Genomic DNA, 17928 nt, shown 5'->3' on the forward strand with positions numbered 1-17928 from the left:
GCCGAGGTACGAGGCGCACCGCTCTCCGACCGGTGCGCCTCCTATCGTCGGCACACCCTACCCAACTTTCATCATTCGGGGTGGCCAAACTGTCGCATGGTCATTAACAGCAGATCGGCGGAAATTCAGACGAGAAAAATCTGCGTACATCTGCGTTAATCTGCGGTTGGTTCTCTTGGTTGGGGCGAGTAGTTAGCGAATCACTTCCTATGAGCACAGCGCCCTCCACCCGTCTCGTCGCCTTCGCCAGCATCCTGATGCTGGTGTCGCAACTGGCCAACTACGTGTTGGCGCCGGCCTTTCCGCAACTGCCCGCCGAGTTCGGGGTGAGCACCGCGCAGGTGCAGCGCCTGATCGGCGTGTTCCTCGCCGGTTACGCCCTCGTCCAACTGGTGATGGGGCCGCTCTCCGACCGCTTTGGGCGCAAACCCGCGGTGCTCCTGGCACTGGTGCTGTTCCTCGTCGGCACCGGCGTATGCGCCGCCGCGCCGACCCTGGACGTCCTGGCGCTCGGACTGCTGATCCAGGCCATGGGGGCGGGCAGCCTGCCGACCCTGGCACAGGCGCTGTTGCGCGATACCCATGACTTCCGCCAGGTGATCGGCGTGATGTCGATCCTCTCGGCGGTGATGGCCGTCACCGTGGCGGCGACACCGCTGATCGCCAGTTACATCCTCTCCGGCATGAGCTGGCGGGTGATGTTCGTCGGCCTCGTCGTGCTCGGGCTGCCGCTGTTCGCGTTCATCGCCGTCGGCCTGCGCGAGACCCTCGACGAGGCCAAGCGGGCGCCGCTCAACCCCGCGGCGGTGGCCCACGCCTACGCCACCACCCTGCGCAACCGTCCGTTCATGGCCTTCGCCCTGTCGCTGGGGCTGATGACCGGCGCCATGGCGGCGTTCTTCGCCGGCTCGCCGTTCGTCTTCATGGACGAGTTCGGCTGGAGCTACCAGCAGTTCGGCTGGTGGTTCCTGCTCGCCTTCTCCGGCTTCGTCATCGGTTCCCTCTCCGGCGGCCGGCTGGTTGCCGGGCTGGCGTGGGGGATGCGCTTCACCGCGCTGCTCGGTGTCGGCCTGGCCACCGCGGGCTCGGCCCTCGGCTGGGTGCTGAGCCAGGCGATGCCCGACAGCGCCGCGGCGGTGCTGGCCGGCGCCTTCCTCTTCTCCCTCGGCCTGGGTATTGCGCTGGGCGTCGGGCGCGGCGCGGCGATGCTGCGGGTCGAGCGCAACGTCGGTGCCGCCAGCGCCACCATCAACTTCCTCATCGGCGCCATCGCCGCGGTGGTGGCCTCGCTGGCCCCCTCCTTCGAGACCCACAACCACGCCGGCCTGTTCGCGGTCACCGCGTTGGTGGCGGCGCTGGCCGTGATCGCCGTGGCGCTGGCCGGCCCCGATCCCCTGCCGCCGGCGGCCGCCGAGGGAACGACGCCGTAATGGATGCGGAAGGAGTCGATTGTCCCGATAGCCACCCCGGACGATGAGACTCGGGTAGGGTGTGCCGACGATAGGAGGCGCACCGGTCGGAGAGGGCAGTGCGCCTCGTACCTCGGCACACTCTACGGTCGCCTCCGCATCTTCGCGCAATTTCACGGTAACATCGGTGTTGACAACGATGGCGACGACTGTAGAATACGCGGCCTCAACGACAGGCGCGTAGCTCAGTTGGTTAGAGCACCACCTTGACATGGTGGGGGTCGTTGGTTCGAATCCAATCGCGCCTACCAAACCCAAGTCCCCGGCTGCCGGGGCAGAAAAGGCCCCTCTTCGGAGGGGCCTTTTTCGTTTTCAACGTTCCGAAATCGGATCGGGAGGGTGCCGTGTTGAATCTTGATCGGGCGGTCAAGCCGCTGCTTATCGTCGTCGTGTTCCTCTTCCTGGCGGGCGGCGGCGTGACCTTCTACCGGATGGTGGATCAAATGGCGCGCATGACCGAGTTGATGGCGCAGATGAGCGGCGACATCCAGGTGGTCAGCCGGGAGATGACGGCGATGCGCGTCTCCATGGAGCGCATGGAGGGGCACGTGGGCAAGATGGGCCAGGGGGTGAAGGAGATCGAGCGGGTCAATCCGATGCGGATGTTCCCGGGGAGTCCTTAGCGGCTACGCTGCCTTTCTGTCCGGTTACGACGCTCCGCGTCGTAACCGGCTTCCTTGGACACTCCGCGTTCTGCTTTAAGGCACGGTGGTATCGGTTGTGCGGCGGCCGACGCGGAGCGTCCAGGGGTGAACTCCTCTGCCGGCGTGGAGGCCTGGTTACCACGCAGAGCGTGGTAACCAGGGGTGGTTTCGATTGGGGTTTCCCCAACCTATGCCCGCTACTTGTCCTTCATTTCGGTAACGCGAAGACCAGTACCGCGCGCCGGTTGCGGGCGCGCTGTTCGTCCAGCGGCGTACCCTCCGGGTGGATCAGCGGGCGGGTGTCGGCGTAGCCGGAGGCGCTGAGACGGTCGGAGCCGATGCCGCGCTCGATCAGTTCGCGCACCACCCGCGCGGCGCGGGCGGCGGAGAGTTCCCAGTTGGAGGGGTAGCGCGCGGAGTGGATCGGCAGGTCGTCGGTATGCCCCTCGACGATCAGCGTCAGCGGGAAGCGTTCCATGGTCTTCACCGCCAGATCGATCAGCGGCTTCGCCCCGGGACTCAGTTGGGCGCTGGCCGAGGGGAAGAGCAGGGAGCCGGCGGCGGTCATCTCGACGCCGCGGGCGGTGGGGCGAACGGTGACCTGCGATTGCAGCCGTTGCCGGTCGATGCTGCGGTGCAGCAGATCGAGGATCAGCGCGTAGTCGTCCTCGCGGGAGCGGCCGTTGCCCATGCCGGTGGACGCGGGGTTCGCCATGGCGGTCTGCGGCAGCGGCGGGCGGATCGGGCTGGGGCGGCCGACGGCCGGCGGCGGGGGCTTCGGCCGGCCCGCGATCACCTTCTGCAGGGATTGGGTGATCGCCTCGAACTTCGCCTCGCTGATCGCCGAGGCGGCATACAGCACGACGAAGAAGCCGAGCAGCAGCGCCATCAGGTCGGATAGGGAGAGCAGCCAGTACTCCTCGCCCTCGTCCTGGCGACGCGGGTGGAGTCGCTCTAGGATGTGGCGGCGCTCTCTCATCCGCCCGCCTTGCGCACGGTGATGTCCTGCCAGCGTCCCGGCGGCAGGTAGGCCTTCAGTTCATCCATCACCAGGTCGGGCGGGGTCTTCTTGGAGACCAGCACCAGCCCCTCCATGATCACCGTCATCAGCACCACCCGCTCCTCGATCCGCCGTTCCAGCTTGACCGCGATGGGCAGGAACAGCAGGTAGGCGAGGAGCAGGCCGTAGAAGGTGGTCATCATCGCGGTGGCCATGCCGGGCCCCACCGCCTCCAGGCCGCCGGACATCCCCTTGAACATGACGATCAGGCCGATCAGGGTGCCGACCATGCCGAAGGCGGGGGAGAGCTTGGCCATGGTGCGCAGGATGTCGGCCTCGGCCTGCTCGCGGTTGCGCGCGTTGAGGATGGAGGTCTCCATGATCGAACGCAGCTTCTCCTCGGGATAGCGGTCCACCAGCATGCGCAGGCCGTCCTTGAGGAAGTAGTTCTCCACCCCCTGGAGCTCCTTCTCCAGCTTGATCGCGCCGCCGGCCACCGCCTGCTGGGCGAGGTAGTGGATCTCGCCGATGTAGCTGGCCACCGGCAGGTCCTCCCGGCCGAGCACCTTGGCGAAGGTGTTGAAGACGCCGAGTACTTGGCGCAGCGGGTAGCAGATGAAGGTGGCGGCGATGACGCCGCCGAGGACGATGGCGATGCCCTGGGGGTAGAGGAAGATGCCGGCCTCGCCGGTGGCGCTGAAGATCGCCCAGGCGAGGATGGCGACGCCGCTGATCATGCCGAGGAGGGTGGCGATGTTCATTGTGCTCTCTCGTTGGTGGCGGGGTGCGCGTGATGCCTCGAAGAGACGGTTCCCTCTCTCTATCGCCCGATCCGCATCGACCTCGTTCGCCATTCTTCGGCGATATGAAGTTTTAGTTTACGCGCTGAAAACGGCCGCTTTCCTCGAAGAATAACGTTGTTTTCGAGTGTCGCTACCAAAACTTCACATTGTCGGCTCGATATTATGCATTTTTGATCTGTTTGATTCGATCGATTAATTCCTGTTCGAGCTGGGCGACGCGCACCTCGTCGACCAGTTCGATCGCCTCCATGGTGTTGCGGATCACCTGGCCCATGCGTTGCGAGAGGGAGCCGAGGGCGCGGTCGAGGATCGTCGGCGGCTGGCCCTTGAGCAGCAGGGCGGTGTTGTAGGCCTCCATCGCGGTGAGCGCGGTGCCGAGGGTCTCCAGGTCGACGAATTCGAGGTCGGCCATCCCCTCCAGCTCGCTGATCTTCTTGATCCTGCGCTGCTCGAAGAAGGTGCGCCCTTTTTCGTGGAGCAGTTCCAGCGCCTCGGACTTCTTGAACAGGAAGAGCTCCTTGGGCAGTTCGCCGTCGGCCAGCTTGCGGTAGATCCGTTCCGCGTCCACCCCCACCAGCCGCGCCAGCTCCTCGATCTCCATCAGTTCGATGTCGGCGTGGAGCCGGTCGGTGATCAGAGTGTTCATGTTGAGCATGATGTTGGTGGCGTTGCCTACGATGGTGTCGGGGTCGTAGCGCACCCGGCTGTGTTCGTCGCTGCCTTCGACGATGATCAGGTTGAGGTCGTTCATCCGGCGCAGGATCGAGCGCACGCGGAAGATCGGCAGCGAGGTGGTGATGCTCAGGGTATCGACCATCTCCAGCAGCGACATCGAGATGGTGTCGGTGGCCTTGCTCTTACGCGGCGCGTTGGCGGCGCGGGCGGCCAGTTCGAGGATCTTGGCGAAGGAGACCAGCACGCCGCTGGGGGCGGCCTGGGGGGCGACCGTTTCGGTGAGCGACTTGACCCGGTTGATCAGGGCATAGGTGATGGTGCGCAGCAGTGGGTTGGAGTCGGCGACCAGCCGTTCGACCACCGCCTTGTCGAGCAGGTAGACCTCGGTGTAATCGCGGGCCACTGCGGTGGCGTGGCGCTTCTCGCCGAGGATCGGCGCCATCTCGCCGAAGCAGCGGCCGGCCCCGACCCGCTCCAGCACCAGCCGCTGGCCGTCGCGGATGGTGGAGATCTCCACCGAGCCCTTCTTGATGAAGTAGGCGTGGGTACTGGAACTGCCTTCCTTGAAGATCGTTTCGCCCTTGGCGAAGGTCGCGGTGTTCATTGCCATCGGGTGTGTCCGTCAGTGGCTCTCCGCCGGGGGGCGGGGCGGGAGCCGGTGTATCGATTGGCTACATGGTAACTGCACGGTGGCTTTCCCCACTACCCCTTAAGGTTCCGTTTTTACCGCCGTTATAAAGGATGCACCGGTGCACGTCCGCGCCGGAACGAGAGCGACGAGAGATGCCGCAGATCCTGGCCACCAATGTGTTGTCGATGACCGCCCGGCGCGATATCCGGGGGGCGGATTTTTCCGTCCAGCGTTCGGTGGCACGTCTCTCCTCGGGGTTGCGCATCAACGCGGCGAAGGACGACGCGGCAGGGCTGGCGGTCTCCACCCGCTTTACCGCACAGATCAAGGGGCTCAACCAGGCGGTGCGCAACGCCAACGACGGCATCTCCCTCACCCAGACCGGCGACAACGCCCTGGAGGAGGTCCACACCAACCTCAACCGGATCCGCGAACTGCTGGTGCAGTCGGCCAACGGTACCAACTCCGCCAGCGACCGCAGCGCCATCTCCTCCGAGGTGTCGGCGTTGCAGAGCGAGATCACCCGGATGGTCGACTCCGTCGAGGTCAACGGGGTGAAGGTGGTCAACTCGAGCGCGCGGGTGGACTTCTATGTCGCCGCCACCAACCTGGGCAGCGCCGCAGTGGTCTCCGTCAACACGGTCCAGGTCACCGCCTCGGCCACGGGTATCGGCAGCGCCCTGGGCGGGGCGATCGATGCCAACAGCGCCAACGGCGCCCGCAACTCGCTGGCGATCATCGACAAGGCGCTGGAGAAGATCAGCAGCATGCGCGGCGAGTTCGGCAACGCCATGGGGCGCTTCGAATCGGTGGTCAACAGCCTGGTCAACGTCTCCGACAACCTCAGCCAGTCGCGCAGCCGGGTGCTGGATACCGATTTCGCCCAGGAAACCGCGGACCTGACCCGCTCCACGATCCTCAAGCAGACCGGCATGGCGATGCTCTCCCAGGCCAATGCCTCGCCGGAAATCACCCTTCAGTTGCTGGCCTGATCCAGGCCCTCACCCCGGTCCGTGCGGCCGCGGCGTTGTTTCCTGTTCGATACCCTGCCAGAATTCACCTCAGGAAGTGCCCACAACTATCGATGGGAAAAGGCCGATCGCTCGATCGGCGAGACGTTGATCTGCGGTTGCGAACCCGGTAGCGACCCAAAGACGATTACGACAGACGGCGCCCGGAGCGCACTCCGGCACCCGCCAACGGACTGACGACATGGATCGATCTCCTTTCGCGGGATCCCCCTCTACACTGACTGCGGCGGCCGATCCGCGGCAACGCATCCTGGTGGTCGACGACCGTGCCGAGAACCGCGTCGCCCTCGGTGCGCTGCTCGCCGAGTTCGGCAGCGGGCTGGAGGTGGTCGAAGCCGCTTCCGGCCAGGAGGCGTTGCGCCTCGCCTTCGAGAACGACTTCTCGGTGATCCTCCTCGACGTGCAGATGCCGGAGATGGACGGCTTCGAGGTGGCCGAGTTGATGCGCGGCATCAAACGCTGCCGCAACGTGCCGATCCTCTTCGTCACCGCCATCAACAAGGAGCTCAATCACGTCTTCCGCGGCTATCAGGTGGGCGCCGTGGACTACCTGTTCAAGCCGCTGCAACCGGAGATCCTCCTCGCCAAGCTGCGCGTCTTCCTGGAGATGGATCGCCAGACCCGGGAGCTGCGCCGCCTCAACCGCGAACTCCAGGAGACGGTCAACGAACTGGCCGCGGCCAAGGCGGTCATCGAGAGCCAGAATGCCCTGTTGCGCGAGCAGGCGATCCACGACAGCCTCACCGGTGCCTACAACCGCGGTCACCTGGATAACGCCCTGCTGCTCGAACGGCGCATCGCCGACGAGAGCGGCCACCCGCTCAGCCTGCTGCTGATGGACCTCGACCACTTCAAACGGATTAACGACAACCACGGCCACCTGTTCGGCGACCGGGTGCTGGAGGGCTTCGCCGCCCTGGTGCGCCAGCTGATCCGCGGCAACGACATCTTCGCCCGCTATGGCGGCGAGGAGTTCCTGCTGGTGATGGGCGGGGCCGACCTCGACAGCGCCGCGGTGGTGGCCGAGCGGATCCGCGCCGGGGCCGAGGCGCTCCTGTTCGAACATGAGGGGGAGCGGGTGCCGCTCACCGTCAGCATCGGTGTCGCCACCTGCGCGGGTGACGATCCGGCGTGCCTCGAAGGGCAGCTGAGGCGCGCCGACGAGGCGCTCTACACCGCCAAGGGGGCGGGGCGCAACCGGATCGAGATCGCTTCGTAAGATACGCCCGGGTGCGCGGAATTCAGACAACATCGGAGCCGAACCCGCTGATGAACGCGCCTTCCATTAAGGATGATCCGGCCTGGCGGAAGTGGCGGGACGAGTGGCCGATCCGCACCGATACCATCTACTTGAACCACGGCTCCTTCGGTCCGCCGCCGCGGCGCGTGATCGCCGCCCAAGAGGAGTGGCAGCAGCGGCTCCGTAGCCAGCCAATGGACTTCTACGCCCGTCAGTTTGAACCGGCCTGGCTGGCCGCCCGTGACCGCCTCGCGCGCTTCGTCGATGCGGCGCCCGACTGCATCGCCTTCGTGGAGAACGCCACCGACGGGATGAACGTCGTGGCCAACTCGTTCCCGCTGCAAGCGAACGACGAGGTCCTGCTCACCGACCACGAGTACGGCGCGGTGGTGCGGATCTGGCAACGGGCGTGCGATGCGGCGGGGGCGATACTCAGGACGGCGGCGCTGCCCGAGAGGTTTCACGACGAGCAGGAGATCGTCGACGCCCTCTTCTCCGCCGCAACCGATCGCACCCGGCTGCTGGTGGTCAGTCACATTACCTCGCCGAGCGCGGTGATCCTCCCCGTCCGGCAGATCTGCGAGGAGGCCCGCCGCCGCGGCATCGCCGTTGTGGTCGACGGGCCCCACGCCCCCGCGCAGACCGCGCTGTCACTGCGTTCCCTGCCGTGCGACTTCTACTGCGTGAGCCTGCACAAGTGGGTCAGCGCACCGTTCGGCTCGGGGTTCCTGTGGGTCGATCCCCGCTGGCACGCGCAGATCAAGCCGACGCAGTTGTGCTGGGGGCGGCTCCTGCCGCGCAGGCCGGAGGCGTGGTGGGAGGAGTTCATCTGGCCCGGCACGCGCGATTCATCGCCGTACCTGGCGACGACCGCGGCACTGGACCTGCTGGAGAACGAAGTGGGCCTCGATGCCTTCCGCGCCCGGACACACGCACTGGCCCGCTACGCCCGTGAGCGGATCGTCGAGCTGACGGGTTTGGAGCCACCGACGGCCGAGGCGTGGTACGGCAGCATGGTCAGCTGCCCGCTGCCGCCCGGGGAGGCCCGGCCGCTGATGGAACGCTTGTGGCAGCGGTATCGGATCGAGGTGCCGGTCGTCGAACACCTCGGCAAGCGCTCGGTGCGGGTCTCTTGCCACCTCTATACCAATCGCGCCGATATTGATGCGCTCGTCGCGGCGCTGCGCGAGGAACTGCCGCGTAGTTGGGCGGAGTAAAGCAGCGTGAAGGTATGTGACACTTTTGCTCGCTATCGTGCGTGCCGCTTAGCGTGGCGCTTCCGCCAGGATCCGGAGGTGTTCGCTGACGTCTTCGCCCGCGCCTGGTTCAAGCTGATCCACCGTGACATGGGGCCGCGCAGCTGCTACCTCGGCCGGGAGGTACCGGACGAGGAGCTGATTGATGGGCCTGGATCGTTTCGATTTGGCCTGAAGTGATCCGCGGCCATCCCTCCACTTCAACGACTGATGGAGGCCGCGTTGCGGTCTCCATGGATGGCTCACTCACATCTGCCTGTCGATTCCGCAGACGGGTAAACCCTTGCCGCTGATCCGAAGCCGCCAGTAGGTCGGCGCTACCGCGCCGACGCAAACGGGGGCACCTCCGCAACCGCCGTTCCAATTCCTTCCGAACAAACGAAGCACTCGGCAAGGCCACTTGTCCCCGCGATCCCGCTGCCCCCGTTCGCGTCGGCGCGGTAGCGCCGACCTACGGGCAATTTCAGCCCAGGAGGTAAGACCGGGACGTTGCCGTAGGTCGGCGCTACCGCGCCGACGCGAACGGGGGCAGCGTTGTTGCCGCGACCCCTACACCTTCCGAACAAACGAAGCCCCCACAAGGCCCCGATCCCCACGCCCCGCTGCTCCCGCTCTGTCCTGTAGGAGCGGCCCCTAGGAGCCTGTCGGACTTTGGATGAATCGGCCGCGAAAGCGGGATGACGGCCCCATTTTTCCGAAAATCCTCGTCAAATAGCTCACTATTCTCCTCAGATTTTCGAAAAATTGGGGCCGCCCTCCCACTCCCGCGACTCGATCCCCCATAGCCCGACAGGCTCCTAGGCCGCGATGACGCCCTTCCCGTTTCCCACCACCGTCGAATCCGAAGCGCCGCACTCCGACCCCATCGCGGCCTCGGGGCCGCTCCTACAGGAGAGGCGGTGCCATCGGAAGAGCGCACTTCTCCGGAGGCACGGCGGAAATCTGGCGGAATCACGGCAATCGTCGCGAACGATAACTACAACACCAGAATCCGGAATCGATACCGACGTGGGTGTGTTGGTCGATGTTGGTAGGAATGGGACTGATGACGCTGTTGTATCGGAAGGCCTATGCCGTTGACGGTCGGAGGGGGTGGATTTATTGATCGTTCCCACGCACCAGTGTGGGAATGCAGCGGCTGCTCCGCTTTCTCCTCTTCGTGGTGATGACCGGCGACGTGCCGAGGTCGCCGGGATGGCGGGACCTCGCCGTAAGGGTGGTTGAATTCCCGAGAGCGGCGTATTACGTTTGTTGTAACGTCGTTCGGGAGACCCACCATGATCAAGCTGGAGATCAAGGCCATCGGCAACTCCGCCGGCGTCATCCTGCCCAAGGAGGCGTTGGCGTTGCTCCACGCCCGGAAGGGGGATGCGCTCTATCTCACCGAGACCCCCGAAGGGTTTCTGCTCAGCCCTTACGACCCCGAGGTGGCGCGGCAGCTCGAAGCTGCCGAGGCGATCATGCGGGAGGACCGCGACGTTCTGCGGGAACTGGCGAAATGAGCCCCGCGGCGCCGGTGTGGATCGACCGGCGCGCGGTGGTGCCGATCCACGCGGCGCAGTTGGCCGAGCACGGTGGTCCCTCCGGCATTCGGGATCCCGCCCTGCTGGAGTCCACCCTCTCTGCGCCGGAGCAGCTCCACCACTACGGCACGCCCGATCTGTTCGAACTGGCCGCCTGAGGGGTATAGGTCGCCTGCCAGCAGCCGCTGCGCCCGTCGTCGCCTTCCATCGCCCCGCTCAGGGTGACGCCATCCTCGCCTATGCTCCCGCGGTAGGTGACGGCGCCGTCGTCGACCATGTTCACCTGCGTGCCCTCCAGCCACCAGATGCCGGTGTCGCTCCAGTCGATGGCGCGGAAGGTGCCGTCGGCGAAGATGGTCCACTGCCGCTCCTGCGGCTGGCCGGCGCACGCCCAGTCGTCGTTCACGGTCAGCCCGCCGAGGGTCGCGGTGGTGAGGCGGCGTTGCAGTGCGTCGATCAGCGTGCCGAGGGCGTGGCGCTGGTAGAGGTCGGGGATCGAAAAGAGCAGGTCGTCCACCTCGACGTCGACGAGGTAGGTGGTGCCCCACAGGTCGCCGCTGAACCAGTCGGCGGCGATGTCGTAGCCGTCGTCGCCGTCGCGGGCGACCAGGTTGACGATCTCTTCACCGTCGCCCTGGAGCTGGGGCGCCTCGCGGCTGAAGTAGTCGTCGTACATCAGCGCGGCGGCGCTGACGTCGTCGGCGATCGGCAGGGTGTTGAAGGTGGTGGCGCGGCGGTGCAGCACGCGGCCGACGAACTGGGCCATGCCGCCGCCGAGGGAGTGGCCGGTGAGGGTCAGGCGGTAGCCGGCCTGCGCCGCATCCCCGCCCATCTCGACCAGGGTGTTGAGGGCGGTGACGCCGCCCTGGCGGTACTGGGCGGGGACGCTGCCGGCGAACAGCAGCTCGACGTCGGTGAGCCAGTCGTTGAGGTCGAGGGCGTCGGTGCCGGCGTAGGCGATGGCGATCTCACGCCGTCCGTCGTGGCGGTAGATGGAGGCGCGGTAGCCGGTGGAGCCGTCCTCGTCCACCCGGATCCGCTGCCAGCCGTTCCACGCTGCGAGGTCCTCACTCTCGTAGGTGCCGAGACTGAGTACCGCATAGGGGTAGTTGCGGGTGGCGCAGGCCAGATCGCAGGGGTAGGTGGTGTCGGGGATGGTGCGCGGCGCCGCGGTGCGGGGGACCGTCTCCTCTCCAGCGCGCAGCGTCGGCGGGAGGAGGAGGATGGCAAGGAGCGGCAGGGTCGTCCGCAGGCGGGGCGGAGGCGTCATGGGCGTTGGTGGTGGGTCAATGGGACCGGTAGTCTAACCCGATTGAACAATGGGGCGATTGAACAATGGGGCGATTGAACGATCGGGCCATCGGCCATGGGGGGAGGCGGTGATGGGCGGTGCGGCGCCCATCACATCCCATCCACCGAAGAATCCGACCGGCGATCGCCTCAGATCCCCCGCTCGTCGTCGCGCAGCAGCTCCAGCACCTCCTCCTTGAGGTCGTCGAACTCTTCCCGCTTGAGGTCGAAGAACTCCAGCACCGCCTCGCCGGTGCGCCGCCACTCGTGGAAATCGGTGCGCCCGCGGTAGGTGTAGCTGATGTGTTCGGCGAGCAGCAGCATGCTGATCGCGGCGCATAGCTCGCGGTCGTCGCCGCCGCCGTTGATCCCCATCCGCGAGGCGTTGAGCAGCTCGCCGATGCGGTGGTGGTTGAAGATCGCGTTGGCGATCAGCGGTGGCAGTTTCCAGGAGCGGGCGACCAGGTAGCCGACCACCGCGTGGTTGGTCCCCAGGTGCTTGTCCTCCACCTCGGTCAGGGTGTAGGTGGCGGTCTGGTTGGCCTCGATCAGCACCGTTTTGTAGTTGGGGAAGCGCAGGATCATCATCGGCATGCCGACGTCGTGGAACAGGCCCAGGGTGTAGGCGTCCTCGGGCTGCATGATGCGCAGCGTTTTGGCGAGGTAGGAGCAGACCAGGGCGCAGTCGTTGGCGGAGTCGAGGAAGCGGTCGAGGGCGGGGGAGCCGTGCTTGTTGATGCTCTCGCGCAGCGACATGCTGGCGACCACGCTCTGGATGTTGCGGATGCCGAGGAGGTTGACCGCGTGCTCGATGGAGCTGATGGTCTTGCGCATGCCGAACAGCGGCGAGTTGACCGCCTTGAGGATGCCGGCGGAGACCCCGACGTCGCGGCTGACGATGTGGGAGAGGGTGTGCAGGCTCGGCTCGCTCTTGCGGGTCTCGCGCTCCACTTCGAGCAGGGTGTTGGGCTGGGGCGGGATCTGGATGCCCTTGGCCAGTTCCTTGAACTGGTCGTCGGTGAGTTCGGGGAGGGCGGTGGTGGGGTCGATGGCGGCGAGCATGGAACGTTTCTCCTGTTTGAACGGGCTTTGGCGTTCCCGGGGGACAACGCCGTGGCGGTGCGTGGTCAGGAATCCGTTCCGCTGAACGGGTTTTGCGCCGCCCGTGGGCGGGGGGGGCGGATCGCTCAATCCTCCCTTATAAAAAGACGTCATTTTTCGGTTAATGTGTATCAGGAAATTGCTTGATCGATGTGGGAAAAAGGCGCTTCCTTTCCGTCCTTCCAACTGGACGGATGGTTTTGGAGAGGCGCGGAGATGTTCATCGCGCTTGGCTGAATACGTCGGTGCGTGGGGGGCTTGTAGCGCTTGCCTTCGTTCGACACGGCGCCCGCGGGGCGCCCTATAGGGCGCCCCGCGGGCGCCGTGTCGAACGAAACTGCCACCGTAATGGGGCCGGTGGGAGACTTCCGCACGCTATTGCGTGCGGAGATCCCTCGGCTTTTTGGACGAACCGCTACCAGCGGGTCTCGCGGATGCCGGCGTAGCCGCGGGCCTGGAGCAGGCGGTCGTCGGTCAGCACGCTGGCGGAGGCGGAGCAATCCTCCACGGTGGCCACTTCCACCACCTCGCTGCCGCTCAGGTCGAGGATCCGGCAGCTCGTCTCGACGGGGGGGGCGAAGAGGGAGGTGGTGGTGGTGACGCCCACCTCCAGCGTGGCGACGTCGGGCACCGGGGTGTAGGGGCCGTAGCGGTATTGATTGACCAGTACCCGGCTGGCGTTGGCGGCCATCAGGTAGGTGGCACCGTCCAGCTCCCAGCGCCCCTCCTCGTGGAAGCCGCCGTCGGCGCCGTAGCGGATCAGCGTGGTGGCGTTCCCCGAGAGGTCGACGGCGTCGTAGGCGTAGTAGTAGCTGCCGGCACAGGTGACGTAGAGCGCCGGCGGCTGCCAGCGGGCGGTGGGCCACGAGCAGGGCAGGGGGAAGCTCTCCACCAGTCGCGCCGCCTCCGCTTCCAGGGTGAGGCGGTGGAGTTGCGCGCCGCTGCCGTCGTAGTTGTACTCCAGGGTGAGCAGTTCGCCATCGTCGCTTACCGCCACCGCCTGGCCGGGGATGGTGCGTTCGCTCTCCTCGACCGCGCTGCCGTCGGCGGCGAGCTGCCAACTGCGCAGGGTGGATAGCCCCTCGTTTTCGACCTCGGGCAGCAACTGGTCGATGGTGACGGCGACCAGCGGGCGGATGGTAGCGCGGTGTTCGCTGAGGTAGAGGTGGTCGTCGGTCAGCAGCAGGCTGCGTTGCCACCAGCTGTTGCCGCTCTCCTCGCCCTCCTCCAGGGTGAGCAGCGGCCCCGGTTGGCCGTCATGGACCCGTTGGGCGGTCAGCGGGTTGACGTTGTAGAAGAGCAGGTCGCTGCCGTTGGCGGTGGCCGCCACGAAGGTGTCGGCCAGGGTCCACTGCTCGGCCGGCTCCTCCAACTGGTCGGGGGTGTGGCGATAGAGGCGCCGGTAGCCACCGTCGCCGTTGCCGCTGACCCACACCTGCCCGCCGTCGGCGGCGATCCAGGTGAGGTTGCGGGCCAGCTCCAGTTCGCCCAGCGGTTGCGGGGTGCCGTTGCCGCGGAGCAGGGTGACCAGGGTCTGGTCGCCGAGGGCGGCGAGGGTCTCGCCGTCCAGTTCGACGCTGCGTTGGATGGCGCTGGCGGTGGCGAGCTGGCCGCCGTCGATGAGGGTGTCGGGGCCGATGGAGACCAGTTGCAGTTGGTTGACGGTGGTGCTGTCCCAGCCGGTGATCGGCAGGGCGGCGTAGCCGTCGGTCCAGTCGAGGAGCAGGGCGCGCTCGTCGTCGAGGGCCGGCGAGTGGGTATAGGTGGCGGCGCCGATCTGCGGGGTGAGGCGCGAGAGCAGTTGCGGCCGGGTCGGGTCGGCCACGTCGAACAGACTCACCGCGACCCGCCGCGCCCAGCTCTCGTCGCCGCTCGGCTGGTCGTCGATGCCGACGGCGAACAGCCGCTGGTCATGGAAGAAGAGCTGCTCCGACCAGCCGGGCACCTCCAGTTCGCCGGCCAGCGCCGGGGCGGTGGGGTCGGTGAGGTCGATCACCCACAGCGGGTCGGTCCGCTCGTAGGTCACCACGTAGGCGGTGTCGCCGACGAAGCGGGTGGCGAAGAGCGCCTCGCCGGGGGCGATGGCGCCGACGCTGCCGGCGAGCGTCGGCGTCTCCTCGCCGAGGTCGTAGATCGCCAGCGTGCTGCCGCTGTCCCGCTCCGGCGGACCGTAGACCAGCCGTAGCAGGCCGTCGCTGACGTCGAGATGGAATTCCGAGGGGATCTGGCCGGGGACCTGGATCTGCGGGCGGGCGTGGAGCGGGGTGTCGGTGCGGTCCAGGTCGTAGAGCTGGACGTTGGTGGCGCGCCAGTCGGAGGTGTCGTGGCCGGTGACCACCAGGTGATCGGGGAAGATCGCCACGGTTGGGGAGTAGCCGTCGAACCGGGCGCTGGTACGCTCCTCGATGGAACCGTCGGACCCCATCGCCAGGGCGTGGACGGTGACCGCGGTGGTGCCGTCGCCGTTGCCGTACTGCTGGGTCACCGCGTAGATCACCCCGTCGCGGCGGCGCGATTCGACGAAGTGGTTGTCCAGCGTGTACTCCGCCACGTTCTCCAGGATTCCGTCGTCGGTCAGCCGCAGGGTGGTGATGCGGGTGCCCTCGTCGCTGCCCCACTGGTTGCCCTGCATCAGCAGGTAGTAGCCGTCGAGGGCGTAGATCTCCCGCGGCGTCCCCTGCAGGGTGAGCTGGGCGGCGAGGCGTGGCGCGGCGGGGTCGCTGAGGTCGATCACCTGGAAGCGTTCGGCGGAACCATTGGCGTAGAGCAGCCGGCTCCCCTCCAGGCGGAAGAGGTCGGGTTTCTCGGTGGTCGATTCGGTCACCGAGCCGTCGGCGGTGGGTGTGGGGGCGGCGGTATCCCCGGCGAGGGCGGTGGGGGCGTCATTGGTGATTTCGCGGCCGCTGCCGTCGCTGGAGAGGAAGAGCCGCTGGCCGGGCAGCCGCAGGCGGGCGGCGGCCGCGGTGAGGGGATGGATCGAGGCGGCCAGCCAGTTGCCGCTGTCGAGCGGGGCGTCGCCCGGGGCGACCGCCACCAGGGCGAGGATGCAGCGCCGCTCCTCGTCGCACGCCTCGGGGAGGTCGGCGACGGCGCGGTCGGCGAACGGCGCCAACGTCAGCGGCCGCGCGGCGGCCGGTTGGAGGCCCGGGCGCCAGCCGTCGTCGAGGCTCCAGGAGTGCCAGCGCGCGCTGGGCTGGTCGAGGTCGGCCTCCACCAGGTAGGTCTCCACCCCGGAGAGGGTGCGGTCGTTGGTGACGTGGATGCGGCTGTCGTCGGGGTCGAACGCCACCTGCCAAGCGGCGGCCGGGACGCTCAACAGCAGAAACAGCAAGGGGATGAGTCGGTACATCGTGAAGTCTCCGCGGCGCTGGATCGGGAACATCCTAGGTTTCTCACATCAAGAATAGTATTTTCGGCGGTCGGGCGGGATGGGCGTTCGGCTGAAGCGAGGGGGGGAAATTCCTTGGTCTTCATTTTCGCGCCGGGCGTTGACCAAACGGTTTATCCCGTCAGGTCATTTGGTGTATGTTGCGGGCAGAACATCCGATAAGGGATCACCCGGTTTCCGCATCCTGACTCATGAGCGAACCCCTCTTTTTCCTCGCCAAACGGATTTTGCTGATCGAAGACGCCAACTCCTCGGCGATGCTGGTGCGCTCGATTTTCGAGACGGGTGAGGCGGCCGAGGCGGCGGAGGTGATCCATCTCTCCACGCTGGCCGACGGCATCGCCTACGTTGCCGATCACGCCCACGCCCCGGTGGACGTGGTGTTGCTCGATCTCACCCTGCCCGATTCCGACGGCCTGGAGACCCTCTCGCGCTTCCGCAAGGTGGAGCAGGAGCTGCCGGTGGTGGTGCTCACCGGCACCAGCGACGAGGCGGTGGGTACCCTGGCGATGAAGATGGGCGCCCAGGATTTCCTGATCAAGGACGAGACCTACCCCCGCCTGTTGCGTCGCCAGACCAACTACGCGGTCCACCGCAAGCGCCAGGAACGCACCCTGGAGGAGGCGCTGACCACCGCCGAGGAGGCGACCCGGCTGAAGGACAAGTTCGTCTCCCTGGTGGCCCACGACCTGCGCGGACCGCTGGGTGGGATCGTCGGCCTCGCCGAGCTGCTGGCCAACGCCGAGGAGAACGGTCTGCAGGCGGAGGAGCTGAAGGAGCTCTCCACCGAGATCTGGATGTCCGGCAAGCGGCTGCTCAACGTGGTGGAGGACCTGCTCGACATCAGCCGCCTCCAGCAGGGCAAGATCACCCCCTACCCGGAGTTCCTCGACGCCCACTACGTGGTCTCCGCGTCGCTCCAGCCCCTGGCGCAGATGGCCAAGGGCAAGGAGGTGACGATCGTCAACCAGGTGGCCGAGGGGAGCCGCATCTACGCCGACGCGACGCTGTTCGGCCAGGTGATGCAGAACCTGATCTCCAATGCCATCAAGTTCAGCCAGCCGGGCGGACGGGTGCGGGTCTTCACCCCCGACTCCCACCCCACCACCGTGGCGGTGCAGGACCGTGGGGTGGGGATCCCGCCGGAGGTGCTGCCGAAGCTGTTCCGGCTGGAGGAGAAGGTCTCCACGCCGGGCACCGCCGGCGAGCGCGGCACCGGTTTCGGCATGCCCTTCAGCCACAACATCATGGAGGCCCACGGCGGCCTGCTGCGGGCGGAATCCAGGCCGGGGGCGGGCAGCACCTTCTTCGCCGAGCTGCCGGCGGTGCGGCCGCGGGTGATGGTGGTGGACGACCAGTCGATGGTGCGCAGCATCCTCACCATGCACCTGAGCACCCTCGGGGTGGACGTGATCGCCGCCGGGGATGGGCGCGAGGCGCTGGCGCTGCTGCGCGGACCGCAGAAACCGCACCTGATCCTGCTCGACATCGTGATGCCGGAGATGGATGGCTTCCAATTGCTGGAAGCGCTGCAGCGCGACCCCGCCACCCAGGCGATCCCGGTGATCATGGTCACCGGCGATGACAAGATCGAGACCCGCGAGAAGGCGCTGCGCATGGGCGCGGTGGACTTCACGGTGAAGCCGGTGGTGGTCCACGACCTGATTCCGCGCGTGCGGCGGGTGGTGGGCTGAGCGGGAGCGAAGCCCAACGCGCCGCCGCCGGACTCTCCGCGCCGCACTCGTAGGCAATTGGGGCCCGCGAATTGCCTCTTGCCCTGCCCGATGAGGGGGCTCGTCCCGGTAGGGCGGAGGGAAGGAGCTGGCGGCCGCGGGCCGCCCTATGGGGCGCGCCGTGCGCGCCGTGTTGAGCGGGGG

At 66.9% G+C, this 17928-nt stretch carries 15 protein-coding genes and 1 tRNA gene; 10 read left to right on the top strand and 6 right to left on the bottom strand.

Annotated features, from left to right (window positions below; genetic code table 11):
* Positions 1–209: 209 nt before the first annotated feature.
* The 3 genes from ACYQ2W_RS08110 (at position 210) to ACYQ2W_RS08120 (ending at position 2092) form a co-directional block, all read left to right on the top strand.
* Complete coding sequence (locus ACYQ2W_RS08110; protein WP_459865102.1) at positions 210–1430, top strand: MFS transporter; 1221 nt, start codon at positions 210–212, stop codon at positions 1428–1430.
* A gap of 213 nt (positions 1431–1643) precedes the next feature.
* A tRNA-Val gene (locus ACYQ2W_RS08115) sits at positions 1644–1720 on the top strand.
* A 93-nt stretch (positions 1721–1813) separates the two neighbouring features.
* Entirely contained in the window at positions 1814–2092 is a 279-nt protein-coding gene (locus ACYQ2W_RS08120; RefSeq protein WP_459865104.1) for a hypothetical protein, read from the top strand.
* Positions 2093–2321: 229 nt separating this feature from the next.
* Here ACYQ2W_RS08120 and ACYQ2W_RS08125 read toward each other — a convergent pair whose 3' ends face one another.
* The 3 genes from ACYQ2W_RS08125 to ACYQ2W_RS08135 form a co-directional block, all read right to left on the bottom strand.
* Positions 2322–3092, bottom strand: a complete 771-nt coding sequence (locus ACYQ2W_RS08125; protein ID WP_459865106.1) for a flagellar motor protein MotB — start codon at positions 3090–3092, stop codon at positions 2322–2324.
* Positions 3089–3874 (bottom strand): motility protein A, encoded by a 786-nt coding sequence (locus tag ACYQ2W_RS08130; protein ID WP_459865109.1) that lies wholly within the window; start codon positions 3872–3874, stop codon positions 3089–3091. The genes ACYQ2W_RS08125 and ACYQ2W_RS08130 overlap by 4 nt, the downstream gene beginning before the upstream one ends.
* Positions 3875–4076: 202 nt before the next feature.
* Positions 4077–5201 carry a cyclic nucleotide-binding domain-containing protein gene (locus ACYQ2W_RS08135; RefSeq protein ID WP_459865111.1) on the bottom strand — a complete coding sequence of 375 codons (1125 nt, stop codon included), beginning with the start codon at positions 5199–5201 and terminating at the stop codon, positions 4077–4079.
* A gap of 173 nt (positions 5202–5374) precedes the next feature.
* Here ACYQ2W_RS08135 and ACYQ2W_RS08140 point away from each other — a divergent pair, with 173 nt between their 5' ends.
* The 6 genes from ACYQ2W_RS08140 (at position 5375) to ACYQ2W_RS08165 (ending at position 10430) form a co-directional block, all read left to right on the top strand.
* Positions 5375–6214 carry a flagellin N-terminal helical domain-containing protein gene (locus ACYQ2W_RS08140; protein WP_459865114.1) on the top strand — a complete coding sequence of 280 codons (840 nt, stop codon included), beginning with the start codon at positions 5375–5377 and terminating at the stop codon, positions 6212–6214.
* A gap of 220 nt (positions 6215–6434) precedes the next feature.
* Positions 6435–7472, top strand: a complete 1038-nt coding sequence (locus ACYQ2W_RS08145; protein WP_459865116.1) for a diguanylate cyclase — start codon at positions 6435–6437, stop codon at positions 7470–7472.
* A 50-nt stretch (positions 7473–7522) separates the two neighbouring features.
* Complete coding sequence (locus tag ACYQ2W_RS08150) at positions 7523–8710, top strand: aminotransferase class V-fold PLP-dependent enzyme (protein ID WP_459865119.1); 1188 nt, start codon at positions 7523–7525, stop codon at positions 8708–8710.
* 78 nt (positions 8711–8788) lie between these two features.
* A complete protein-coding gene (locus ACYQ2W_RS08155) occupies positions 8789–8929 on the top strand; it encodes a hypothetical protein (RefSeq protein WP_459865175.1) in 141 nt (46 codons plus the stop codon).
* A 1097-nt stretch (positions 8930–10026) separates the two neighbouring features.
* Positions 10027–10251 (top strand): AbrB/MazE/SpoVT family DNA-binding domain-containing protein, encoded by a 225-nt coding sequence (locus ACYQ2W_RS08160; RefSeq protein ID WP_459865122.1) that lies wholly within the window; start codon positions 10027–10029, stop codon positions 10249–10251.
* On the top strand, positions 10248–10430 hold the full coding sequence (locus ACYQ2W_RS08165; protein WP_459865125.1) for a hypothetical protein: 183 nt from the start codon (positions 10248–10250) through the stop codon (positions 10428–10430). The genes ACYQ2W_RS08160 and ACYQ2W_RS08165 overlap by 4 nt, the downstream gene beginning before the upstream one ends.
* On the opposite strand, the gene ACYQ2W_RS08170 is transcribed toward ACYQ2W_RS08165, so the two are convergent.
* From ACYQ2W_RS08170 to ACYQ2W_RS08180, 3 genes are all read right to left on the bottom strand, one after another.
* A complete protein-coding gene (locus ACYQ2W_RS08170) occupies positions 10394–11542 on the bottom strand; it encodes a Tle-like phospholipase domain-containing protein (RefSeq protein WP_459865127.1) in 1149 nt (382 codons plus the stop codon). The two genes, ACYQ2W_RS08165 and ACYQ2W_RS08170, sit on opposite strands and share 37 nt — an antisense overlap.
* Positions 11543–11712: 170 nt before the next feature.
* On the bottom strand, positions 11713–12624 hold the full coding sequence (locus ACYQ2W_RS08175; protein ID WP_459865130.1) for an HDOD domain-containing protein: 912 nt from the start codon (positions 12622–12624) through the stop codon (positions 11713–11715).
* A gap of 454 nt (positions 12625–13078) precedes the next feature.
* Positions 13079–16012 (bottom strand): beta-propeller domain-containing protein, encoded by a 2934-nt coding sequence (locus ACYQ2W_RS08180; RefSeq protein ID WP_459865132.1) that lies wholly within the window; start codon positions 16010–16012, stop codon positions 13079–13081.
* A gap of 230 nt (positions 16013–16242) precedes the next feature.
* Here ACYQ2W_RS08180 and ACYQ2W_RS08185 point away from each other — a divergent pair, with 230 nt between their 5' ends.
* Entirely contained in the window at positions 16243–17745 is a 1503-nt protein-coding gene (locus tag ACYQ2W_RS08185) for a response regulator (protein ID WP_459865134.1), read from the top strand.
* Positions 17746–17928: the final 183 nt, after the last annotated feature.

The organism is Endothiovibrio diazotrophicus (genome assembly GCF_054657215.1).